Source organism: Pseudovibrio sp. JE062, assembly GCF_000156235.1.
Lineage (GTDB): Bacteria > Pseudomonadota > Alphaproteobacteria > Rhizobiales > Stappiaceae > Pseudovibrio.
Genome location: NZ_DS996813.1, coordinates 57,405 through 80,716 on the forward strand (window position 1 = coordinate 57,405; position 23,312 = coordinate 80,716).

The following is a 23,312-nucleotide window of genomic DNA, read 5'->3' on the forward strand; positions in this document are numbered from 1 at the left end:
TGCCCTAACGCGTATCCATAAATTGCTTAGCGATACGCTCTAGCAAAAAGCCTGCCCGGTGTCATTCCTGGGCAGGCTTTTCTTATTTTCGTCCTGCAACGCGTGCAGATCAGTTGTTTTTCTTTTCTGCGGCCTGCTTTGCGCGGATCTCTTTTTCGACCTTGCGCCAGTTGGCGACATTGCGCTGATGTTGTTTGTAGGTTTCAGCGAATGCGTGGCCGCCAGTTCCGTCAGCAACGAAGTAAAGATCCTTCGTACGGGCCGGGTTTGCAACCGCCTCCAGAGCAGCCACGCTCGGGTTACCAATTGGTCCCGGAGGCAGTGCCTTGATCTGATAGGTGTTGTACGGGTTCTTTTCCTTCAGCATGGAACGGGTGATCGCAGAGCGGTCCTTTGTCCATGCGTCACCACCAAACAAGCCATAAAGGATTGTCGGGTCGGACTGCAGCGGCATGCCTTTGCGCAAACGGTTGACGAAGACAGACGCAACGCGTGGGTGCTCATCCACCTTGGAGGTTTCTTTCTCCACGATGGACGCGAGGATCACGAGTTCTTCCGGTGTATCGATTGGCAGACCCTGAGAGCGCTTCTCCCAGATGCGGGCGATGTGCTCATCCATGGACTTTTCCATCTGCTCGATGATACGCGCCTTCGTGGTGCCACGTGTGAAGGTGTAGGTTTCCGGCAGCAAAGAGCCTTCTGCAGGGATTGCAGAGATTTCGCCGGTCAGGATCTTGTTGGCATTCAGGCGATTGATGATCTGAGCGCTGCTCCAGCCTTCCGGGAAAGTCACGGAATGGTACACAGCACGGCCACCAACAAGGTCTTCCATGACAGTCTTCATGGAGATCCCTGCCGGGAATGCGTATTCTCCTGCCTTGATCTTGTTTTCGTTCTTGAACAGGCGTGTGCCCGCTTCAAACACGAGAGAATTGGTGATGACGCCTTCGTCTTCCAGCTTGCCAGCAATCTGCGGCAGGCTCATTCCGCTCGCGACAATGAAGAGTTTTTCTTCTGTCAGCGGACCAGCGGCATCAAACTCGCCCTTGCCCCAATACAGCGCAGCACCGGCAACGATGATGCCAAGGACTGCCATGGAGAGCAGGAAGTTGATGGTGATGACGATAGGATTGCGCGCGTGACGTGAGCGCGGTGGAGGTGGTGGCGCAGCTTCCGGCTGAATGGCGCGACTTGGACTGCGCGGTGCAGACGGACCACCCGGCTGAATATGAAGATCAGACTGATCCTGAGGCCCATTTGAGTTGTCTTCAGGCGATTGAGCCATATTAACCCTCTATATGGGAGCGCAAAACAAGCGCTCCATCATTAGCGTACCTAAAACCGAGAACATGCCCTGTTTTCGGCGATACACTTTAAATACTCATTACAGAGCCTAACCCATTCGGGAGCCGCAATATAAAAGGCCAGATTCCGCCGTACGGAGTCTGGCCCTTTTTTCCATTATCAAAAAAGCGATTTATGCTTCGACTTTTTTGAGAACCAGAGACGCGTTTGTGCCGCCAAAGCCAAATGAGTTAGACAGAGCGTAGTTAATCTCCATCTTCTTGGCTTTATTAGGGACCAAGTCGATCTTAGTTTCAACTGATGGATTATCAAGGTTGATGGTTGGTGGAGCAATCTGATCACGGATCGCCAAAGCGGTGAAGATCGCTTCCACTGCACCAGCTGCACCCAAGAGGTGACCGATTGCAGATTTGGTGGAAGACATGGTCAGAGAACCAGCGTCTTCACCTGCAAGACGCTCAACAGCACCCAGCTCAATCTCATCACCCAGTGGGGTGGAGGTGCCGTGTGCGTTGACGTAATCAACATCACCGAGAGAGATGCCAGCACGCTTCAGTGCAGCTTCCATGCAGCGGTAGCCGCCGTCACCATCGGATGCTGGTGCGGTGATGTGGTATGCATCGCCGGACAGACCGTAGCCAACAACTTCAGCGTAGATTTTCGCACCACGTGCTTTTGCGTGCTCGTATTCTTCCAGAACAACGATACCTGCGCCCTCACCCATCACAAAGCCGTCACGGTCTTTGTCGTATGGACGGGAACCTTTTTCAGGCTCATCGTTGTAGCCGGTGGACAGAGCTTTACAGGCGTTGAAGCCTGCGATGCCGATGCGGCAAACAGTGCCTTCTGCACCACCTGCAACCATGACATCCGCGTCACCAAGTGCAACAAGGCGTGCAGCATCACCGATTGCGTGAGCACCGGTGGAGCAAGCTGTTACAACAGAGTGGTTTGGACCTTTAAGGCCGTGTTTGATGGAAACGTAGCCGCTTGCCAGGTTGATCAGACGACCTGGGATAAAGAACGGGCTTACGCGGCGCGGGCCTTTTTGTTCCATCATAAGAGCTGTGTCAGCGATCCCCTGAAGGCCGCCAATACCAGAACCGATGAGCGTACCAGTGCGGCACTTGTCTTCTTCGGTTTCAGGCTTCCAGTCTGCATCTTCAATGGCTTGATCGGCAGCTGCAATCGCGTAGACGATGAATGGGTCTACCTTGCGCTGCTCTTTCGGAGCCATGTAGTCATCTGGATTGAATGTGCCATCGGTGCCATCACCGCGCGGGACCTGACAAGCAATCTTGGTTTGAAGATCTTCGGTCTCGAAGTTTTCGATGCGACCTGCACCGCTTTTGCCTTCAAGAATCCGCTGCCATGAAACTTCAGCCCCGTTGCCAAGCGGGCTGACCATGCCAATGCCTGTGATAACGACTCGACGCATATTTCCTGCACTTTAATTAGAATGGCGCTGCCAGCCTCATCTGTCGCTTTTTGGAGGACAAAGTGTCTCTCGCTGCGACGGGCATGCAGCTTAAAAGAAAACAGGCGCGGCGAGCGCTAATGACCCACCGCGTGCCTAGCTTTTTAAACAGGATTAGCCCTGCTTGGATTCGATGAACTTTACAGCATCGCCAACAGACTGAATGGTTTCAGCAGCATCGTCTGGAATTTCAACACCGAATGCTTCTTCGAAAGCCATTACCAGTTCAACAGTGTCCAGGCTGTCTGCGCCCAGATCGTCGATGAAGCTTGCAGATTCGACGACCTTGTCAGCCTCTACGCCGAGGTGCTCGACAACGATCTTCTTTACCTGTTCTGCAACATTGCTCATTTTAAGTCCTCAATTGGTTTTCAAGGTAGTGTTTCGGTCCGCTTCGCGGGGCCTTATTTCACTCGGCACCCGTGTTGCACACTCTGGTTCTTTTGAAAAGACGCAACGGCCTATATGTTAAGCCGCTTCCAAAGAAAACCGCAGCTTTTCCGTTCCTCTTTCCAAGAGGTCACTTCTAATCGGCGGGTTCCTAGCACAATTAGCACTGGTTTACCAGCCGCCAGTAGTGATTGCCCCATTTGTACAAGGGACGGACCGGCTGCGTATTTCTTCGTTAAATCATCGCCATACCGCCATTCACGTGCAGTGTCTGACCGGTAACGTACGCTGCTTCATCACTTGCGAGATAAACAGCTGCACCTGCGATTTCATCAGCAGTGCCCAAACGACCCGCTGGAACGTTGCCCAGGATCGATTCGCGCTGCTTTTCGTTCAGCTCGTCGGTCATCGCAGTAGAGATGAAACCTGGAGCAATTGTGTTTACGGTGATCTTACGGGAAGCCACTTCCTGCGCCAAAGACTTGGACATGCCGATCATGCCAGCTTTTGCTGCGGAGTAGTTCACCTGACCTGCGTTGCCGGTGACGCCAACAACAGAAGTGATACCGATAATGCGGCCCTGACGTCGCTTCATCATGCCTTTGATTGCTGCGCGGCAGATGCGGAAAGTAGCGGAAAGGTTCACTTCAAGAACCTGATCCCACTCTTCGTCCTTCATGCGCATGAAGATGTTGTCGCGGGTGATGCCTGCGTTGTTCACGAGGATGTCGAGGCCGCCCATCATTTCTTCTGCAGCTGGGACAAGCGCGTCTACGCTCTCACGATCAGACAGGTTCGCTGCCTTGATGTGAACGCGATCGCCCAGATCAGATGCCAGCGCTTCCAGCTTTGCTTCGCGGGTACCGGACAGGGTCACGGTTGCGCCCTGCGCGTGAAGTGCGCGTGCAATCGCTTCACCAATGCCACCGGTCGCGCCGGTTACAAGTGCGCTTTTACCTTCTAAATTGAACATGCCGTTGGTCTCCTCGGCTTTAAATCCGTTTAAAGAAAGCTCATAGGGAGGAACTATGGGTTCCGTCTACACGCGCGGCAAAATGCGGCGCCTATGAGCCTTCAAAATCTGTGTATTAGCTCTCAGCGCCTTCAAGACGCGCAACGAGTGCATCAATGTCTTCTGCTGTGTTGACTGCAACACCTTCCAGAGACTTCACGATGCGGCGCACCATGCCGGTCAGCACTTTGCCGGTGCCGATCTCAACAAGAGTGGTCACACCGTTGTCTGCCATCCAGCTTACAGATTCGCGCCAGCGCACGGTACCTGTGACCTGCTCAACCAGACGGGTGCGGATTTCTTCCGGATCGGTGATTGGAGCAGCCAGAACGTTTGCAACGAGTGGAACTGCCGGTGCTTTGATTTCTACTTCAGCCAGCGCCTTTGCCATTGCGTCTGCTGCAGGCTGCATCAGGGAACAATGGAATGGTGCGGATACAGGAAGAAGAACAGCGCGGCGTGCGCCTTTGCCCTTTGCGATTTCACAGGCGCGCTCTACAGCTGCCTTATGGCCGGACACAACAACCTGACCGGTCGCGTTGTCGTTAGCTGCCTGACAGACCTCGCCTTGCGCAGCTTCCTGCGCCACTTCCATGGCCTGATCGAAGTCCAGACCAAGGAGAGCTGCCATTGCGCCCTCACCTACTGGAACTGCCTTCTGCATTGCATCGCCGCGGATGCGCAGCAGGCGGGCAGCGTCAGCAATGCTCAGGGAGCCAGCTGCTGCCAGTGCAGAGTATTCACCAAGAGAGTGACCAGCAACGAAGCTTGCAGCTTTGGACAGGTCAACACCTTTTGCCTCAAGCACACGCATGGTGGCGAGGCTGACAGCCATCAGAGCTGGCTGGGTGTTTGCAGTGAGGGTCAGCTCGTCTGCCGGACCTTCCCACATGATCTTGGTCAGAGACTGACCGAGAGCTGCATCAACTTCCTCAAATACAGCGCGCGCTTCCGGGAACGTGTCGGCAAGTTCCTTACCCATTCCAACCGTCTGGCTACCCTGTCCGGGAAATGTAAATGCAATAGTCATTTATAAATAGCTCCGTCGCACTTTATTGCGTCAATGTGGGCCAATCGCCTCAAATGTGGGTGTCCCACTTTGTATTCCAAGATGGGGCGGCTATAAATTCAGCAAATACGTGCAAATTATGACCGCCGCCAAAATAAGTAGCAGTCCAGATGCCCTATAGGTCAGCTGCCTGCACCTTCAAGAAACCTAGGGGAAACCTTGGTTGCCTGCGTATTCATCGGGGCGACATGAGCCGTCTTGCAAGCGCAATGTCAAGGCTGCATCTGGAAAAAAGGCATTTTTCCCCGACAGGACTTGTCTTTTACAGGGGATTGGCTATAAAGCCCCTCTCGTTTCCGGTATTTGGCCGGAGGCTTAAAGGAAGGCAGCCCTTATAAGGACTGTAGGAATCGAAGGATTTCCGGCTTCCCGTGTCTCCGCTCTTGTGAAACATCTTCTTGCGGCCTTTTTCTGAGGGCCATTCGAAGGGGCTTTGCGCCGATACCGGGATTGTTAAACTCAGAAAGGCAATCACATGGCGCTCTATGAGCACGTGTTCCTGGCACGCCAGGACATTTCTACCCAGCAGGTTGAAGCCCTCGTTGAGCAGTTCAAAACTGTTCTCGAAGAAAACGGCGGCAAAGTCGGCAAGATCGAATCCTGGGGTCTGCGCACCCTGACCTACCGCATCAACAAGAACCGCAAGGCTCACTACATTCTGATGAACGTAGATGCACCTCACGCGGCTGTTGCTGAGATGGAACGTCAGCAGGGCCTGAACGAAGACATCCTTCGCTTCATGACCATTCGCGTAGAAGAGCTGGACGAAGAACAGTCCGCTATGATGCAGAAGCGTGATCGCGATGATCGTCGTCGTGGCGATCGTAATGATCGTGGCCCACGTCCAGATCGTGGTCCTCGCCCAGATCGTCGCCCTGAAGCACCTGCAGCGGAGTAATTGAAAATGGCTGAATCTTCATCCGCAGGACGTCGTCCATTCTTCCGTCGTCGTAAGACCTGCCCATTCTCCGGTGCGAACGCTCCGAAGATTGACTACAAGGACATCCGTCTTCTGCAGCGCTACATCTCTGAGCGCGGCAAGATCGTTCCTTCCCGTATTACCGCAGTGTCTGCAAAGAAACAGCGTGAGCTGGCTCGTGCCATCAAACGCGCTCGTTTCCTCGGCCTGCTGCCTTTCGTAATCAAGTAAGTCTTGATTATTGGGTCAGGGTGCTTTGCATCCTGACCTTTTTCATGATTTCGGCCCCGCCGGAATCACGGTTGAGAGACTGATCGCGATCGCGACGCCTCTCTCTAACTGCGGAACACTCTTTCCGCAGGACAGCAAAGGAGAAATTCCATGAAAGTTATCCTTCTTGAGCGTGTGGCTAAACTTGGCCAGATGGGCGACACTGTAACTGTTAAAGACGGTTACGCTCGTAACTACCTTCTGCCACAGGCAAAAGCTCTGCGCGCTAACAAAGCAAACCTTGAGCGTTTCGAAAACGAACGCGCCCAGCTGGAAGCTCGTAACCTTGAGCGCAAGACCGAAGCTGAAGCAGTTGGCGCAAAGCTGGCTGGCGAAAGCATCGTTGTTATCCGCGCTGCTGGCGAAACCGGTCAGCTCTACGGTTCTGTTGCTACCCGCGACATCGCAGGTCAGCTGACCGAAGCAGGCTTCACCGTTGTTCGCTCCCAGGTTTCCCTGCGCGCGCCAATCAAGACCATTGGTCTGCACGAAGTATCCATCGTTCTTCACCCTGAAGTTGAAGTTGAAATCTCTGTTAACGTTGCTCGTTCTGAAGACGAAGCTGAACGTCAGGCAGCAGGTGAAGACCTCACCGTACAGGACGACGACGCTTTTGAATTCGACGAAGATCTTGATGAAGATGAAGATCTCGAAGAAGGCGAAGAAGCAGCTTCTGAAGAAGCTGGTGAAGGCGAAGAAGAAGAAACTGAAGAATAATTTTTCTTCATTCCTCTATGAAAAAGGCGGGGTCTCTGACTCCGCCTTTTTTGATGCCTTACACCTGACAGAATCGGCAAAAACTCCTCTGATTCTGTTCCTCAAAAAAGAGTTTGTTAATAATTGTAGTTGGGGCGAAAATCCCTGAATACAGCTGATTTTAAACAAAAAATCTAAGCTTTTCTCGCGTTTGGAGAGTGTCGACTGTCAATTGGCAACCTGCAATTTTCCCCGCTGATTTAATTTTGTTAAAGAACTGGGCTTAAGGTGTTCAGAGCCTCTTTTCCTGTTCAACGAATGGCTGTACTCAGGGTGCCAAGCGGCACGAGGGGCGGAATGAAGGGCACAGTCCAAAAATTAGAAAAGGCTAGTGAGACCATGCGTGTGGTCCCACATAACGCCGAAGCGGAGCGTCAGCTTCTTGGCGCCATCATGGTGAACAACGAGACCTATTATCGTGTCTCGGAGTTCCTGGAAGCTCGGCATTTTTTCCTGGCACCCCACAAGGATATCTACGACAAGTGCGGGGCACTTATTAAGGCTGGCAAGATTGCCTCGCCTATTACGCTCAAAACGTTTTTCCCGGCAGATGAGAAGATCGCAGACCTGTCTGCAACTCAGTATCTGCTGCGTCTTGCAGGTGATGCGACTTCCGTGATCAACGCGGAAGACTACGGCAAGACCATTTACGATCTGGCGACTCGCCGTAACCTGATCACCATTGGCGAAGACATGGTGAACATCGCTTATGACGCGCCGATCGATATGCCACCTTCCTCTCAGATTGATGATGCAGAGCGTCGTTTGTTTGAACTGGCGGAAACCGGTCGTTCTGACGGCGGTTTTCAGGACTTTGGCAGCGCGCTGACTGAAACCATTGAGATGGCGGCAGCTGCATTCCAGCGTGAAGGTGCGCTTTCCGGTGTTTCCACGGGCTTGCGCGATCTGGACAAGCTCATGGGTGGCTTGCAGTCTTCAGATTTGATCGTACTGGCTGGTCGTCCTGCGATGGGTAAAACATCGCTGGTTACAAACATCGCTTATAACATTGCCGAGAATTATCAGACCGAAGAGATGCCTGACGGCACTGTACGGACTGTAAATGGCGGCGTTGTTGGCTTTTTCTCTCTGGAGATGAGCGCCGAACAGCTGGCGACTCGTATTATCTCCGAGCAGACCGAAATTTCTTCTTCCAAGATTCGCCGCGGCGACATCAACGAGATTGAATTTGAGAAGCTTGTGGCTGCGACTCAGCACATGCAGCACGTTCCACTGCACGTGGACCAGACCGGTGGTATCTCCATCGCCTCCCTCGTCTCCAAGGCACGCCGCCTGAAGAGACAGAAGGGCCTGGACATGATCGTGGTGGACTATATCCAGCTTCTGACTGGTTCTTCCAAGAACCAGGGCAACCGCGTTCAGGAAATCACAGAGATCACCACGGGTCTTAAGGCGTTGGCGAAGGAACTCAATGTTCCGATTATCGCCCTCTCCCAGCTCTCCCGTCAGGTTGAAAACCGTGATGACAAACGTCCTCAGATGTCTGACCTTCGTGAATCCGGTTCGATCGAGCAGGATGCGGACGTGATCATGTTCGTGTATCGCGAAGAGTACTATATGGGCAAAAAAGAACCGCCTGAAGGTACGCCTGAGTACGAAGAGTGGAACGCCAAGATGGAACAGCTGCGCGGCAAGGCGGAAGTGATCATCGCCAAGCAGCGTCACGGTCCGACCGGTATTGTGGACCTGCAGTTCCAGGGTGAGTTCACCCGCTTCTCTGATCTGGCAGATGACGCCCATATTCCTGACAGAATTATGGAGTAAGGCAGGATCATCCTACTGAATTAGCGATTGACCCGGAGTTACGCGCATCAGTTGTGCAGTGCTCCGGGTCTTGCTTTTTTATTGCTCTGATTTTTTGTAGGTTACTGGGCATTCAAAGAATCTGAAGGCATTCGCGTGACACATTCTGCCGCTCCTACATCTGACCGCCCTGCAGTTTCTGCTGGCGGCGCTGCAAAACTAACCATTGACCTTACTGCTCTACGCTCCAACTGGTGCTATTTGAACGGCAAGGTTGGAGACGGTTGTACCTGCGCAGTGGTTCTGAAAGCCAATGGCTACGGAACAGGTGCAGCGGAAGTTGGCAAAACACTTTATCACGCCGGTGCCCGCGTCTTTTTCGTTGCTCTTCCGGAAGAAGGTATTGAGCTGCGCAAAGAACTGCCGCACGCCGAAATCTACGTGCTCAACGGTTTGTTCCGTCATCGCGAAAAGTTCTATTACGATTTTGATCTAAAGCCCGTGCTCAACAGCCTTGAAGAAGTTGCTGAATGGTCCTCTTTTGCACAAAGCCTGCAAGAGGAGTTGCCAGCTGCGCTTCACTTTGACACCGGGATGCACCGGCTGGGCATGTCCATCGGTGACGCCCTACAGATTGGTGAGTCGGCTCATCTTCTAAAAAGCATCCGGATTGATCTGGTCATGAGCCATCTGGCCTGTGCGGATACGCCGGATCATGGGCTCAATGAGAAGCAGCTCAATCGTTTCCAGCGCGTGTGCGAACTGTTCCCTGAGGCGCGAAAGTCTTTGAGCAACTCAGCCGGTATCTTCCTAGGTGATGATTATCATTTCGACATGGTTCGCCCAGGCATTGCGCTTTATGGAGGTAATCCGGTACCAGACGAGACCAACCCGATGCTTCCGGTGGCGCATGTGCAGGCAGAGATCATCAGTTTGCGCGAGGTTCCACATGGTGATCCTGTGGGTTATGGGGCTTCCCGCGTAACACCGCGAAAAAGCCGAATTGCAACCATAAATGCCGGATATGCGGATGGTCTGCACCGGCTGGTTGGAAGCTCTGATGACCAGCCCAATGGTGCGCGGGTTTACATTGGTGGGCACTTTGCGCCAATCTTTGGCCGCGTCTCCATGGACATGATTGCAGTTGATGTGACGGACATCCCTGAGGAGCATCTGTCACGCGGTGCCCCTGTTGAGATTATGGGGGCGCATGTAAACGTGGATGAACTGGCAGAATTTGCGCAAACCATCCCATATGAATTGCTGTGTAGCCTTGGAGCACGCTATACACGCCACTATAAACGCTAGCGAGAGAACACTGGCAGGAACCTGAATTCGATATGGCGAAACGCTCCCTTTCATTTGTCTGTCAGTCCTGTGGGGCAACCACACTAAAATGGGCAGGCCGCTGCGAATCTTGCGGCGAATGGAACACAATTCAGGAAGAACAGCAGGCCGGTGGCATTGGTGCTGGCCCTAAAACGGCTTCAAGAGCTAAAGGCCGGGTCGTGCCGCTGGTTGGATTGTCTGGAGAGACCAAAGAAGCTCCCCGTATCATCACCGGTGTGGCCGAGCTGGATCGCGTGACCGGTGGCGGCTTCGTTAAGGGCTCTGCACTGCTGGTTGGCGGTGATCCTGGAATCGGTAAATCCACCCTTCTCACTCAAGCCAGTGCGCATCTGGCGTTTCAGGGACACAACATCGTTTACATCTCTGGCGAGGAAGCGGTGGATCAGGTGCGGCTACGTGCTGAACGGCTCGGACTTCGCGATGCGCCGGTTCAGCTGGCAGCAGAGACCAGCGTTGAAGATATTCTGACAACACTGGAAGACAAGAAGGGGGACGAGCGCCCTCACCTTGTGATCATCGACAGTATCCAAACCCTCTGGACCGAGATGGCCGATTCTCCTCCGGGAACAGTGACACAGGTTCGCGCTTCTGCTCAGGCGCTTGTGCGCTTTGCCAAGAAGACCGGGACTACCGTTGTGATTGTCGGCCATGTGACCAAGGATGGTCAGATTGCCGGTCCGCGCGTGGTGGAGCATATGGTTGATGCGGTGCTCTACTTTGAGGGCGATAATGCTCACCAGTACCGCATTTTGCGTGCGGTGAAGAACCGCTTTGGTCCTACGGATGAAATCGGCGTCTTTGAGATGTCGGATATGGGGCTACGGGAAGTAAAGAATCCCAGTGCTATGTTCCTGAGTGAACGTAGCGCAACTGCTCCAGGTTCAGCCGTGTTTGCCGGTATAGAAGGTACGCGGCCATTGCTGGTGGAAATGCAAGCGCTTGTGGCCCCTTCGCCGCTTGGCACACCGCGCCGGGCGGTGATCGGGTGGGACAGCGCGCGCCTCTCCATGATTTTGGCCGTGCTTGAAGCGCGCTGCGGTGTTAAGTTCGCTCAGCATGACGTTTATCTGAACGTTGCTGGTGGCCTAAGAATTAATGAGCCAGGAGCTGACCTCGCCGTTGCGGCAGCTTTAATCTCATCGCTTAGTGGGGTTGCTCTTCCCCTCGAATGCGTCTATTTCGGCGAAATCAGTCTGTCTGGTGCAGTTCGACCAGTGGCCCAGGCTGCTTCCCGATTGAAGGAGGCGCAGAAGCTTGGATTTGGTCAGGCGGTAATCCCTGACGGGAATATGAAGGAAGGCTCCAACGCTCTCGGTCATGTCAAAGGACTTGAGGAGCTTGGAGATCTGGTAGCAAATATTGCCGCCAGTGCGCAGAAAATGGAAAACGCTTAAGGGTTTAACCTAGGCTGATTTTAACCGGCAGGCATTTTTGTTGGTTTGCCTGCCAGTCAAACAAGGGACATGTGTCGACAGATGCCGATCACACTCTTAGACGGAATTCTACTGGTTATCATGCTGATCTCTGGCGTTCTTGCGATGATTCGCGGGTTCGTTCGTGAGGTGCTCTCCATAGCATCCTGGGTCGCAGCAGCAGTCGCCGCCTATTTATTCTACGGAAGTCTGAAACCATTTGTGCTGCAACACGTCGCCAATGACACACTTGCAACTGCGATCGCAGCAGGTGCTGTTTTCCTCGTGACATTGATTGTGGTGAGCTACATCACCATGCGCATTTCAGACTTCGTGCTGGACAGCCGGATTGGCGCGCTCGACCGTACACTCGGTTTTGTATTTGGCGCTGCCCGCGGCTTCCTGCTTGTTGTTGTTGCGCTGCTGTTCTTTAACTGGTTTGTACCAGAACCACGCCAGCCAAACTGGATCATGGATGCAAAATCCCGTCACCTGCTGGTGACCAGCGGCCAGAGCCTTGTGGCGGCGCTGCCGGAAGATCCTGAGCGTGCTATTATGGATCAGATCCGTAAACAGGGCGGTTCAACCGGCTCTACGAACGGAGCGTCCAGTGATGAAGAAGCCCGCTACTCCCCAAGTGAGCGGCGCGGACTGGACCAGCTGACGGCCTCTGGCGATGGCCGGAACTAAGCTGATATTTTGAGAATTGGCCTAAGGAAGAACCAAGGAGTGATGCCATGAGCAGTGGTGTATCAAACAATTCTGCCGACTTGAGAGAGTTGAGAGCAGATTTTGACGGCGATACCCTGCACGAAGAATGCGGTGTTTTTGGCATTCTTGGACATGACGATGCAGCAGCACTGACCGCTCTGGGGCTTCATGCGCTTCAGCACCGCGGACAGGAAGCAGCGGGCATTGTGACATTTGATGGCGATCAGTTCCGCTCAGAACGCCATATGGGCCTTGTGGGAGATCATTTCACCCAGCAAGAGACCATTGACAATCTGAAGGGTCCTTACGCGATCGGTCACGTACGCTACTCCACCACTGGTGAAGCAGCGCTGCGGAACGTTCAGCCATTGTTTGCTGAGCTTGACGGTGGTGGAATTGCGATCTGTCACAACGGCAACTTCACTAACGCGCTGACTTTGCGCCGTCAGCTGATCAGGGATGGTGCGATCTGTCAGTCCACGTCTGACAGTGAGGTGGTTCTGCAGCTGGTTGCCCGTTCGCGCGAGAAGAAGATCGTGGACCGCTTCATCGAGGCGATCAGCCAGATGGAAGGTGCTTACTCTCTGGTGGCGCTGACCCGCAAAAAGCTGATTGGCGCGCGTGATCCTTATGGCATTCGTCCTCTGGTTCTGGGTGATCTGAACGGTGCTCCGATCTTTGCGAGTGAAACTTGCGCGCTGGACATCATTGGCGCGAAGTTCATTCGTGAAGTTGAGAACGGTGAGGTTGTTGTTTGTACTCCGGGTGGTATCGAGAGCTACTTCCCGTTTGGCAAGCGCCCTGCCCGTCCGGACATCTTTGAGTACATCTACTTCTCCCGTCCAGACAGTGTTCTGAATGGTCATTCCGTTTATGACGTTCGCAAGCGTTTTGGCCGTGTGCTGGCACAGGAAAGCGCTGTTGAAGCGGACGTGATTGTTCCGGTGCCTGATTCCGGTGTTCCGGCTGCGCTTGGCTTTGCTGCTGAGAGCGGTGTTCCGTTTGAGCTGGGCATTATCCGCAACCACTATGTTGGCCGTACCTTTATTGAGCCGACACAGCAAATCCGTACGCTTGGTGTGAAGCTGAAGCACTCTGCCAACAGAGCGCAGATTGAAGGCAAGCGCGTGGTACTGGTGGATGACAGCCTTGTGCGCGGAACAACCAGCCTGAAAATCGTGCAGATGATCAGAGATGCTGGCGCGAAGGAAGTTCACTTCCGTCTGGCCTCACCTCCAATCAAGTTCTCCGATTACTACGGTATCGATACGCCAGTGCGTGAAAAACTGCTGGCTGCCAAATATGATCTGGAAGGTATGCGCAACTACATCGGCGCAGACACTCTGGCCTTCCTGAGCATTGATGGCGTCTACCGTGCGATGGGCCATGAAAATGGCCGCGACAACGAGAACCCGCAGTTCACTGATCACTGCTTTACCGGGGACTATCCAACCCCGCTTACAGATCTGTCTGACGATGTAGACACACGTCAGGCTCCTCGCCTTGTAGAAACTGGTTAAGTTCAATGAGTTCGAAAAGACTTGAAGGTCGTGTTGCTGTTGTCACGGGTGCATCCCGTGGCATTGGCTATTTTGCTGCAAAAAAGCTTGCTGAAGAAGGTGCGCACATTATTGCTGTTGCCCGCACCGTTGGTGGCCTTGAAGAACTGGATGATGAAATCCAGCAGTTGGGCAGCTCTGCTACCCTTGTTCCGCTTGACCTGACAGACTTTGATGCGATTGACCGTCTGGGCGCTGCGATCTTTGAACGCTGGAAAAAGCTCGACATTCTGGTCGGCAACGCAGGTATTCTTGGCCCAACGTCTCCGCTGGGTCACGTGGCTCCAAAGAAGTTCGATGAGGTTATGCAGATCAACGTGACTGCCAACTGGCGTCTGATCCGCTCTCTCGATCCGCTTCTGCGTCAGTCTGATGCGGGCCGTACGGTCTTCCTGACCTCAGGAGCGCCACACAAGTGCCGTGCCTATTGGGGACCATACTCCATGTCTAAAGCGGCTCTGGAGGCTCTTGTACGCACGTATGTGAACGAGACACGCAAGACCAACGTGAAGTCCATGCTGATCAACCCAGGCCCAATGCGCACTGGTATGCGTGCGAAGGCTATGCCGGGCGAAGATCCAAAGACGCTGCCGCATCCTTCTGAGATCTCAGAGGACATCGTTCGTTTCTGCCTGCCAGAAAACGAAGAGAACGGTCGCCTCTATGATTTCCCTAGCAAGGAACTGCGCGACTTTGTGCAGCTGACAAGCTAATCCATTCCTGTTTCAGGAAACGAAAAGCCCCGGTCATTGCCGGGGCTTTTTTATTGCGTCTTGATATGAGCTTTAGAGCATGTTGCGCTCATTCACATTCACGCCTCACGCTCGAACATCTTTACTTTGAGCGAATTCTTGTCGTTTGATTGAATCCAATCAAACGGAACGCGCTCTAAACGCCTATCAGATGAAGCATTTGTCTGTGAGGGCCTTGACCTGATTGAACACGTCCGGACCTGCTGTCACGACCTTACAGCCGTTCATGACAGCATCCTGAACGTTGATCTCCTGACAGATGCCGCCCGCTTCTTCCACGAGCAGCAGTCCAGCCATGCAGTCCCATGAGTTCATGTGCTCTTCGATGTAACCGATGAGACGACCAGAAGCGGCATAGGCCAGCATCAGACCACCAGATCCATTGCGGAAGAAAATGCCACCTTCATCAAGCAGTGTGTTCACGGTGTCTTTTACAGCCTGATTGCGGCCACGTGCGCTGAAGCCAAGGCCAAGAGAACCGTTGGACAGGGATGCGCTTTTGGACACGCTGATTGGCTCACCATTCAATGTTGCGCCTTTGCCCTTTTCAGCAGCAAACAGTTCGTCTGCACATGGGTCGTAGGTTACACCAATGTACTTCTCGCCGTTCTTCACGCATGCGATGACCACGCACCACTGCGGGATGCTGGAGACAAAGTTTGCAGTGCCATCGATTGGGTCAATGATCCATGTGTATTCAGAGGTGCCCTGCTTTGGATCGCCCTCTTCCCCCACAATGGTGTCATCTGGAAAGCTTTTAGCAATTGCATTTCTAACCAGTATTTCAGTATCGCGATCAGCCTCAGAAACCATGTCCTGATGACCTTTGCTCTCGATGTTGAGAGTTTCCAAACGCGTATAGTATTCGTGCGCAAAAGCGCCAGCGCGCTTAACCAGTGCGTTGGCAAACGTAAAACGGTCTTGTGACATGAGATTCCTATTTAAAGTACGGAGTGCTGGAAACGAGCGCGATTAAAAGCAGATTCAGGACGAATTGCAACTTCTTAGCGGCACTCGCTGATATTTCTAGAGAAAATTTCAAGTGGGTGACAGGTGGGGCTATTGTTTCTACAGAGCGCTTTGCTTGTGCGAGAGACGATCATAGCATGTGATGGTGGTGCAAAACTTATCCCCCTCCCCGAAAGCCGTCTCATACTAGGTTTCATGTTCATGCAAACGAGTGGTTTGGGGGAACGTCCCTCAGACTGGTGTGAACTGGGCGGGGCTACTGCGGAAGGTAACGTATTTCGCAGCAGGTCCGTGGAGGTTCCCCTTTCACCAACAGTGTTGAGGGATAGCGGATGTCCGGCCAGACCAGAGGGCACCAGCACTGAGACTTGAGGCTTGAGGCTTGAGGCTTTCCAACGGCCTTGGGTCTTCAAAGTGTCTTCTGGACCCTGGCCTTAGCCTCCTGCAAAAACGCCCGGGCAAGGCGAGTAGCTGATGCCGAAGAAATTACTACCTACTAAATGCGCAGGCATTGCCTGTTCGCCTTGCTCATCCCGGTCATCGGGGTTTCTGACTTCAACACTGCATGGAAAGCCATACGGTGCTTTTGGTGTTTCCTTCTCCTAAATGAGAAAGAGATTGTTTGTGAGTAAAACTGAGCCTGCAAAATCTCTAGTGGCCTGCCCCGTCACAGTTTCCGGCTCTCTACGATTTAGGCAAATAAAAAAGGGCAGCGCGGTGCTGCCCTTTCAAACTGATGGGAAACTGAAATCAGTTTCTCTTCTTGTGGTACGGGTTTTCGCCTTTTCTGTAAGACAGACGAACTGGCGTGCCTTTGATATCAAAGCGCTCGCGAATACCGTTCACAAGGTAGCGGGTGTAGCTCTCCGGCAGATTGTCCGGCTTGGAGCTGAACACCACGAAATGCGGTGGACGTGTTTTAGGCTGCGTCATGAAACGCAGACGAACACGGCGACCAGACACCGCTGGCGGCGGATGGTGGATCAGAACGCCTTCCAGCCAGCGGTTGAGGCTGGAGGTGCCAATGCGCTTGTTCCACATCTCATAGGCGCGGAACACGGCCTGCATAAGCTTATCAAGGCCCTGCCCGTTGATACCGGACATGGTGACAATCTCAACACCGCGCAGCTGGTTCAGATAACGTTCCTGAGAATCCTTGATGTGGCCCCAGGCATCTTCACGATCTTCGATCAGATCCCACTTGTTGACCGCGATTACGATCGCGCGGCCTTCGCGGGCACACAGATCAATGATCTGCAGATCCTGTTTTTCAAAGGAGATGGTCGCATCAAGTGTGACAACAACAACTTCCGCAAACTTCACAGCGCGCAGAGCATCTGCAACGGAGAGCTTTTCAAGCTTCTCCTGAACGCGTGCTTTTTTACGGATACCTGCCGTGTCGAAGACTTTGACGTGATGGTCCTGCCATTCCCACTCGACAGAGATACTGTCGCGGGTGATGCCAGCCTCAGGGCCGGTCAGCAGGCGCTCTTCACCCAGCATCTGATTGATGAGAGTGGATTTACCTGCATTTGGACGACCAACAATCGCCATGCGCAGCGGACGCTCACGCGTACCGACTGGCTCGTCGATCTCTTCGTCTTCTACGTCAACGTCTGTGCGCGCTTCGGTAAACTCCTGAGAAGCTTCCAGCTCGTCAGCTTCATCCACGATTGGACGCAGCATGTCATAGAGCTCAGAGAGACCTTCACCGTGTTCAGCCGACAGCGCGATCGGATCGCCAAAGCCGAGTGTGAACGCGTCATAGAGCCCAACATCACCGGCCTTGCCTTCTGCCTTGTTGGCACAAAGGATCACAGGGGTGCTATTGCGGCGCAGCAGGTTTGCAAAATGTTCATCGAGCGGCATCAAGCCTGCGCGTGCATCAATAAGGAACAAGCATGCATCCGCTTCCCGGATTGCTTCTTCTGTTTGAGCGCGCATACGCCCTTCGAGGCTAGATGCCTCTGCTTCTTCCAAGCCGGCAGTATCAACGATCCTGAATCGCAGATCGCCCAAGCGCGCATCACCGGACCGACGGTCACGGGTCACACCTGGGGTATCATCGACAAGCGCGAGGCGCTTGCCCACAAGGCGATTGAAGAGCGTCGACTTGCCAACATTAGGTCTGCCAATAATGGCGACTGTCGCAGTCACGCGAATACTCCTCGTCTGGTCTACAGCACTTGGAGCATGGCGTTATCTGACACCATGCTCCAAGCTTTTGTTCTTAATCGTACCCATATCCGAAAACCGGGCGTAACGCCACAGTTGCGAAGGCACGTTTTAATTCAGCGCTGCAACCGCTCCGTCACTGGTGAGGACGACCATACGTCCACCAGCAACAATTGGTGATACAAATACGCCACTGGTCACTTTCCGCGATGCGGATGCCTGGCCGGTCTTTGCATTCACAGATGCAAGGTAACCATTGCTGGACATGGCGATCAGCTGGCCATTGGCCAGAATTGGACCTGCCCAGTTGACATTCTTGGCGTCACTTTCGCCAGTTGGCAACTTGGCACTCCAGATAAGGTTGCCGGTCTTGCTTGAGATTGCATGCAATTTGTCATCCAAGCCGATCAGGAACACAGTACCACCGGAAACAACCGGCGTGTGTACGGCACCGAAATCAGACTCCCACAAACGCTCACCGTCTTTCAGCGAGATGCCGAGTGTACGACCTGCAACGGAGGTTGCGATAACCTTGTTGCCATCAATAACCGGGCTTGCTGAAACATCAGTCAGGCCAGAAAGTGCGCGTGTACGGAAGGACCGTGCAACGGTATCGATCCATTTAGGCTCACCGCTGTTAATGTCAAGCGCCATAACCTCACCTGAGGAGAACGGCACAACAACAGTGTTGCCTGAAACTGCCGGATTTGCAGAGGAAAGCAGGCCTGCCTGCTCTGCGATACCGGCGAAGGACCATGCCTGCTCACCATCTGACTGGTTGAGGCCGATCACTTCATTGTCCTGGGTTACAACAACGACTTTGCCATTAGACGCTGCTGGAGCACCGCGAACCGGGGTTTCCAGCGTCTTGGTCCAGAGGATGTTGCCGCCCTTATCGAGAGCATAAACATTGCGGTATGCGGTTGCGACAAAGATCTTGCCGCCATCAAGCACAACGCCGCCGCCTGCTGCGACTTCGTTTTCGCCTTCCAGACCCAGGTTCTTTATGAAGACCTTGGCACCACCTGTTGTCAGAGCAACAAGATTGCCATCGGACTTGTAAACGTAGATGCGCTGACCATCAGAAACCGGACGCGCTGCAGTGCGCGGGTTGCTGGAGCCAATGCCGAAGAAGCCTGGGGAGCGAACCTGACCGATGCTGGAGGACCATGCAACGCCGCCGCCTACATTGACTGCAATATTGCCTGGGTCATTGCTCTTCGGGCCAGCAGCTGTTGGCCATGTAGAGCCACCGGTTGCCGCTCCGATCGTGGCATCGCCACCGGTCGCTGCCGGTTTGAGAGCGCCCTGATACAGAGGCTGACGATCGCCTTCAAGGAACTCGTCATCGCCGCCGAATGGATTAAGACTGGAAAGAGAAGAACAACCAGCCAGCGTCAGCGCAAGCGCGCCGGTTCCAATCAAAGCCTTCCAAGACTTTCTTTTGGTCTCGCTCACTTATTCAGTCCCCTTTTCGTCTTTGCCCAATGCAGAGGTGATCAGTTCAAGATAAATCTGTGCGCGCCCGGAAATGTCAGATGGGGCGGCTGCATCATTTACAACTTCGCTGAAGCGGGTGCGTGCCGCTTCCAGATTGCCTGCTTTATACTCGGCAGCACCGAGAATTTCCAAAGCGGAGAAGCGCCAGGTGTTGCCAGCAACAGCAAGAACCTCAGTGTGCTTCTTCACAGCTGCAAGGTCACCGCTGTCCAGCAGCAAGTAAGCTGCGCGGATATTTGCGAGACCTTTGTAGATGGTTGGAGTTGAGCTGTCTGCCGCGACGGCCTCAAAAGCCTTGATCGCTTCGTCGGACTTTCCTTCCAGCGCCAGCTCGGTGCCAACACGCATCTTAGCCATCATTGGATAGCCGCCGATAGCGCCTTCCATGGAGACAAAAGCAGCCTGTGCTTCTGCGTAGTTGCCTGCATCAGAAAGCTTAACCGCTTCCAGGAATTCTGTACCTGCTGCCTGAGACTGTTTGGTCTGCCAGTACTCATAGCCGCGGTAACCTGCGGTACCTACAACGATAAGACCTGCTGTCAGGTATACAACCGGAGCAAAGCGCTTCCAAAGCTTTGAAAACTGGTCGCTTCTTACTTCTTCATCGACTTCGCGAAAAATGTCGGACATAACTTCAAATGTTCCTGCAGCAACGATTCTTAGGTTTGTGGTATCCCAATGGGCGGCGTCACATTAAAACTAAGAGAGCCGCAGGCAAACCTCTTTCTCTACCTCTTTCAACCGATTAGTGGCTTTATTAGGGCAAGAAAAGAGTTTTCCCTGCCAACATTTACAAGAGTAAATGCCGGAGGGAACCACTTTGGTGTCTGTCTTGAAACCTTAACGCATGCAAAAGGTCAAGTTATGATCGGCACGCCAATCAAAATTGCATGTAGTTTCCACACGAACAGGCCGTAGAAAATCAGGCCAAGACCTACAGAGATCACATCGTTCTTCATTGCATTCGGATAGTCTCGGTTCGGTGGAGTAACCCGTTCACGTTTGGCAATAGTAATCCTGACGATGATCGCCCAGATCAGGAATGAACCAAACAACACCACAGAGTAAGGTTCACCATTGGCAAACAGATGCGCAACAGCCCAGAGTTTGGTTGCGTTGATGAGCGGATGTTTGGTGACACGGGTGATGTTCCCTTTCAGCTGGGATGCAAAGAACAGCGGAAAAACCGGCAGCATCAGTAGCATGGTGACATGACGCCCCCAGTCCGGCGGTACATACCACGGCGTGTAATCGCCATGCCATGCTGCGCCAAAACCGTAGACAACGGCAACTAACCCGCCCAACGCGACAAGCGTGTAAATGCCTCTGTATCCGTTGAATGTAAGCCGCTGAACCAAACTTTCCCGCAGGCCAGTAAAGGACGGGATCAAATGCACCGCGAAAAATGCGGTAAGTCCTGAAATCAATAATGTCATGTCTTGCTCTCTCCCAAGATCAATTGAGAACAAGGTATTTCACGGATATCTCATTTGCAAAGCAATCTTCCGCATCGCGAAAGCGTCAACCCAAAAAGAAAACCGCCCGCATGGTTTGTTCATGCGAGCGGTTTCAAAAATTTAGTTTCAGAATCCGTTTAGGTCAGGATTGCCATACCGATCAACAACTCGTGTAGCTTCCAAACGAACAGGCCATAGAGCAGGAAGCCAAGGACAACGCTGATGATGTCATTGCGAATGGCATGCGGGAACTGTTCGGCCTCGGTGTTCTTGCGGTCGAACTTCTTCAAAGAAATGCGTGCCCAGATCGCCCAGACAAGGAAACCACCAAAGAGAGCAACGGAGTACGGCTCACCATTCACCAGCAGATGTGAGATCGCCCAGATCTTGACGGCCAGAATGACAGGGTCTTTGGTCCACTTGGCGATATTTCCACGGATAAACTTCGCGAAGACCAGAATAAAGACCGGCAGCAGCAGTGTCATAGCCAGGTGGCGCAACCAGAACGGTGTCACGTACAGCGGGAACAGGTCTTCTTCCCGCGCCAGAACGAAGCCGTAGATCATACAGAACAGGCCAGTCAGCACGATCAGCGAATAGACTGCGCGATATGGATTTAGTCCAATGCGCTGGACGACGGAATCACGAAAGCCCGGAAACGATGGGACAAAGTGAATTCCCAAAAAGATGAAAAGCCCGACAAGTAACAGCGTCATCGAGTGACCCTTTAGTTTTGTATTTTACGTTAAAGCCCTTAGCTGAGCTTGTGCACTGTGACCAAACGCCGTGAAATATCAATAAGCCTGATCGTCCCTGCGTAAGGTGTTTTCTACATTTACCCAATTCTTTTTCAAGGAACCCTTGAGGTCATCCTTGTTTTCTCGCTAAATCAGGGTGAGTGGTTTATCTGCATATATCATAACTTGACTGTTTGACTCCTATATTTGCGCAATATCTAAGGATTCTCAAACAGAAACAGCGCCTGGAAAGTTCTATGTCCGAGAGTGACAGTGCAACAGAGATCACAGAACGTCGCCGAGTGCGCCGTCGGCGTACGCTGAAGGAAGGACGGATCGTCTTCGCAAGCCAGTCCATGGTTTTCGATTGCATTATTCGCGATTTATCCGATTTTGGCGCCCGACTGAAGATGGAAACAACAATCGATATTCCAGATGAGTTTATGCTCCATCTGGTGCATTTGCGCCAACGCGTGAAGGCTGAAGTTCGCTGGAGAACGGCTGACACTTTGGGTGTCGAGTTCATTGGTGAAAAGGAAACCGTTTCCAGCCTGATGAAATTCTAGAGTACCTTCTTAAACGCCCACATTGATGGGCGTTTTTGTTTTGCTTGCACAGCTTCTCGTTTCCCGTTCATACTGACCCCAGAGTGTTGGGTGGGAGATGATCTGATGACACTTACTCTCAATGAAGCCCGGGATTTACTTCTGGCACGCAAAGCTGAACTCACAGAGTTGACTGAGATCTCTGAGGGTGATCGCGCAACCGTTACGCTCGATCAACAGTCCGTTGGCCGCCTCTCCCGCATGGACGCCATGCAGCGCCAAGCCATGGCACAAGCCAATGACCGCCAACGCGCCCGCGAACTCCAGCGCATCGACGGCGCGCTTCAACGGATCAAAGAGGAAGAGTACGGTTTCTGCCTAGAATGCGGCGAAGACATCCCCGAAGCTCGTCTGCGTGTTGATCCGGCAGCCCTTTATTGCGTGAGCTGTGCGAAGTTGTTTGGGTAGATGTGTCTCTAGACAACTACAGCAACATTACGTTTCAGGACAAACAACCAAGCCTGCATGTCCATGTTGTCTTTCTTTGCGATCTCAAACGACGTACTGACCTGATGGCCAAACCAATCTGCAAATACATAGGGCATGACATTCGGCTTCACCCCAAATGGGTCTTTAGCTCCTGCTTCTGAAGGACCATGAGCGTCTGTGTGCTCTATAATCACAAGGCCGTCGCCATGTATTTGGTTGAGCCAAGTCGTTAGTGCTTGCCTTGGGTTCCACCCTTGATCCAACGAGTTTGAGTAGATGAAATCAAAAGTATTTCGCCATTCCTCTTTGTCATCGTGAAAATCCCATTCTACTGAACGGTTAAACTGGTTGGCTGTGGGAGAGATGTCCGTCCCGAAGACATCAAATGCTTTGTCCTCAACAAGATAGTTCTGCTCAAAGCCGTTTCTCGAGCCGTGGCAGATTCCTTTGAACTGATCATGTTGGAAATTTTGTCGAACAATGTTCTTCACTCGATCAAGCGTTGCCTTATCCGCCCAAATCTTTTGAAGTTTCTTCTTGTTGTAGAAAATTTGTGTTTCTTTGTAGGTTTCGTATGAATCGTAGCGATGCAGATAAAAATCCAGCTCGTCCTTTGGAGTTTCTGTTTTGGACGGCTTTTTCTTCTTAAACATACGCAAAATCGATGTCGTCATCGCAGCAGCGCCTCTTAGTC

Annotated in this window: 23 protein-coding genes; 11 read left to right on the forward strand and 12 right to left on the reverse strand. The window is 52.8% G+C overall.

Annotated features, from left to right (window positions below):
* Positions 1 to 109: 109 nt before the first annotated feature.
* The 5 genes from mltG to fabD form a co-directional block, all read right to left on the reverse strand.
* On the reverse strand, positions 110 to 1,285 hold the full coding sequence (mltG, locus tag PJE062_RS20820) for an endolytic transglycosylase MltG (RefSeq protein WP_008551878.1): 1,176 nt from the start codon (positions 1,283 to 1,285) through the stop codon (positions 110 to 112).
* Positions 1,286 to 1,477: 192 nt separating this feature from the next.
* Positions 1,478 to 2,743, reverse strand: a complete 1,266-nt coding sequence (gene fabF / locus PJE062_RS20825) for a beta-ketoacyl-ACP synthase II (protein WP_037037870.1) — start codon at positions 2,741 to 2,743, stop codon at positions 1,478 to 1,480.
* 153 nt (positions 2,744 to 2,896) lie between these two features.
* On the reverse strand, positions 2,897 to 3,133 hold the full coding sequence (locus PJE062_RS20830; protein ID WP_008551920.1) for an acyl carrier protein: 237 nt from the start codon (positions 3,131 to 3,133) through the stop codon (positions 2,897 to 2,899).
* 274 nt (positions 3,134 to 3,407) lie between these two features.
* Positions 3,408 to 4,145 (reverse strand): 3-oxoacyl-[acyl-carrier-protein] reductase, encoded by a 738-nt coding sequence (fabG, locus tag PJE062_RS20835; RefSeq protein WP_008551880.1) that lies wholly within the window; start codon positions 4,143 to 4,145, stop codon positions 3,408 to 3,410.
* A gap of 115 nt (positions 4,146 to 4,260) precedes the next feature.
* Positions 4,261 to 5,214 (reverse strand): ACP S-malonyltransferase, encoded by a 954-nt coding sequence (gene fabD / locus PJE062_RS20840; protein ID WP_008551946.1) that lies wholly within the window; start codon positions 5,212 to 5,214, stop codon positions 4,261 to 4,263.
* 514 nt (positions 5,215 to 5,728) lie between these two features.
* Between fabD and rpsF the strand changes: the two genes are divergently transcribed.
* From rpsF to PJE062_RS20885, 9 genes are all read left to right on the forward strand, one after another.
* Positions 5,729 to 6,151: a 30S ribosomal protein S6 gene (gene rpsF / locus PJE062_RS20845; RefSeq protein ID WP_008551844.1), complete on the forward strand. Its 423-nt coding sequence runs from the start codon at positions 5,729 to 5,731 to the stop codon at positions 6,149 to 6,151.
* 6 nt (positions 6,152 to 6,157) lie between these two features.
* Complete coding sequence (gene rpsR, locus PJE062_RS20850) at positions 6,158 to 6,403, forward strand: 30S ribosomal protein S18 (protein ID WP_008552033.1); 246 nt, start codon at positions 6,158 to 6,160, stop codon at positions 6,401 to 6,403.
* A 150-nt stretch (positions 6,404 to 6,553) separates the two neighbouring features.
* Positions 6,554 to 7,159, forward strand: a complete 606-nt coding sequence (gene rplI / locus PJE062_RS20855; RefSeq protein ID WP_008551838.1) for a 50S ribosomal protein L9 — start codon at positions 6,554 to 6,556, stop codon at positions 7,157 to 7,159.
* A 336-nt stretch (positions 7,160 to 7,495) separates the two neighbouring features.
* Positions 7,496 to 8,983, forward strand: coding sequence for a replicative DNA helicase (locus PJE062_RS20860; protein ID WP_014285321.1), 1,488 nt, complete (start codon positions 7,496 to 7,498; stop codon positions 8,981 to 8,983).
* Positions 8,984 to 9,118: 135 nt separating this feature from the next.
* A complete protein-coding gene (gene alr / locus PJE062_RS20865) occupies positions 9,119 to 10,270 on the forward strand; it encodes an alanine racemase (RefSeq protein WP_008552009.1) in 1,152 nt (383 codons plus the stop codon).
* A gap of 32 nt (positions 10,271 to 10,302) precedes the next feature.
* On the forward strand, positions 10,303 to 11,706 hold the full coding sequence (radA, locus tag PJE062_RS20870; RefSeq protein WP_008551956.1) for a DNA repair protein RadA: 1,404 nt from the start codon (positions 10,303 to 10,305) through the stop codon (positions 11,704 to 11,706).
* 81 nt (positions 11,707 to 11,787) lie between these two features.
* On the forward strand, positions 11,788 to 12,414 hold the full coding sequence (locus PJE062_RS20875; RefSeq protein WP_037037874.1) for a CvpA family protein: 627 nt from the start codon (positions 11,788 to 11,790) through the stop codon (positions 12,412 to 12,414).
* 47 nt (positions 12,415 to 12,461) lie between these two features.
* Positions 12,462 to 13,955, forward strand: a complete 1,494-nt coding sequence (gene purF, locus PJE062_RS20880; protein WP_008552038.1) for an amidophosphoribosyltransferase — start codon at positions 12,462 to 12,464, stop codon at positions 13,953 to 13,955.
* Positions 13,956 to 13,960: 5 nt separating this feature from the next.
* Positions 13,961 to 14,707, forward strand: a complete 747-nt coding sequence (locus tag PJE062_RS20885) for an SDR family NAD(P)-dependent oxidoreductase (protein ID WP_008551929.1) — start codon at positions 13,961 to 13,963, stop codon at positions 14,705 to 14,707.
* A 186-nt stretch (positions 14,708 to 14,893) separates the two neighbouring features.
* Here PJE062_RS20885 and PJE062_RS20890 read toward each other — a convergent pair whose 3' ends face one another.
* From PJE062_RS20890 to PJE062_RS20915, 6 genes are all read right to left on the reverse strand, one after another.
* Positions 14,894 to 15,676, reverse strand: coding sequence for an inositol monophosphatase family protein (locus PJE062_RS20890; RefSeq protein ID WP_008552032.1), 783 nt, complete (start codon positions 15,674 to 15,676; stop codon positions 14,894 to 14,896).
* A gap of 789 nt (positions 15,677 to 16,465) precedes the next feature.
* Positions 16,466 to 17,872 (reverse strand): ribosome biogenesis GTPase Der, encoded by a 1,407-nt coding sequence (der, locus tag PJE062_RS20895; RefSeq protein ID WP_008551808.1) that lies wholly within the window; start codon positions 17,870 to 17,872, stop codon positions 16,466 to 16,468.
* A gap of 129 nt (positions 17,873 to 18,001) precedes the next feature.
* Positions 18,002 to 19,348, reverse strand: coding sequence for a PQQ-binding-like beta-propeller repeat protein (locus tag PJE062_RS20900; protein ID WP_008551798.1), 1,347 nt, complete (start codon positions 19,346 to 19,348; stop codon positions 18,002 to 18,004).
* The gene (locus PJE062_RS20905) at positions 19,349 to 20,020 is read right to left on the reverse strand and encodes a tetratricopeptide repeat protein (RefSeq protein WP_014285313.1); all 672 of its coding nucleotides are present in this window, start codon (positions 20,018 to 20,020) and stop codon (positions 19,349 to 19,351) included.
* A gap of 227 nt (positions 20,021 to 20,247) precedes the next feature.
* Entirely contained in the window at positions 20,248 to 20,826 is a 579-nt protein-coding gene (locus PJE062_RS20910; protein WP_008551966.1) for an NnrU family protein, read from the reverse strand.
* A 158-nt stretch (positions 20,827 to 20,984) separates the two neighbouring features.
* Positions 20,985 to 21,563 carry an NnrU family protein gene (locus PJE062_RS20915; protein ID WP_008551794.1) on the reverse strand — a complete coding sequence of 193 codons (579 nt, stop codon included), beginning with the start codon at positions 21,561 to 21,563 and terminating at the stop codon, positions 20,985 to 20,987.
* Between the two features lie 278 nt (positions 21,564 to 21,841).
* On the opposite strand from PJE062_RS20915, the gene PJE062_RS20920 reads away from it, so the two are divergent.
* Both PJE062_RS20920 and PJE062_RS20925 read left to right on the forward strand, forming a co-directional pair.
* Positions 21,842 to 22,150 carry a PilZ domain-containing protein gene (locus PJE062_RS20920; RefSeq protein WP_008551874.1) on the forward strand — a complete coding sequence of 103 codons (309 nt, stop codon included), beginning with the start codon at positions 21,842 to 21,844 and terminating at the stop codon, positions 22,148 to 22,150.
* 105 nt (positions 22,151 to 22,255) lie between these two features.
* A complete protein-coding gene (locus tag PJE062_RS20925) occupies positions 22,256 to 22,597 on the forward strand; it encodes a TraR/DksA family transcriptional regulator (protein ID WP_083793293.1) in 342 nt (113 codons plus the stop codon).
* An 8-nt stretch (positions 22,598 to 22,605) separates the two neighbouring features.
* Here PJE062_RS20925 and PJE062_RS20930 read toward each other — a convergent pair whose 3' ends face one another.
* On the reverse strand, positions 22,606 to 23,292 hold the full coding sequence (locus PJE062_RS20930; RefSeq protein WP_008552021.1) for a hypothetical protein: 687 nt from the start codon (positions 23,290 to 23,292) through the stop codon (positions 22,606 to 22,608).
* Between the last annotated feature and the right edge of the window lie 20 nt (positions 23,293 to 23,312).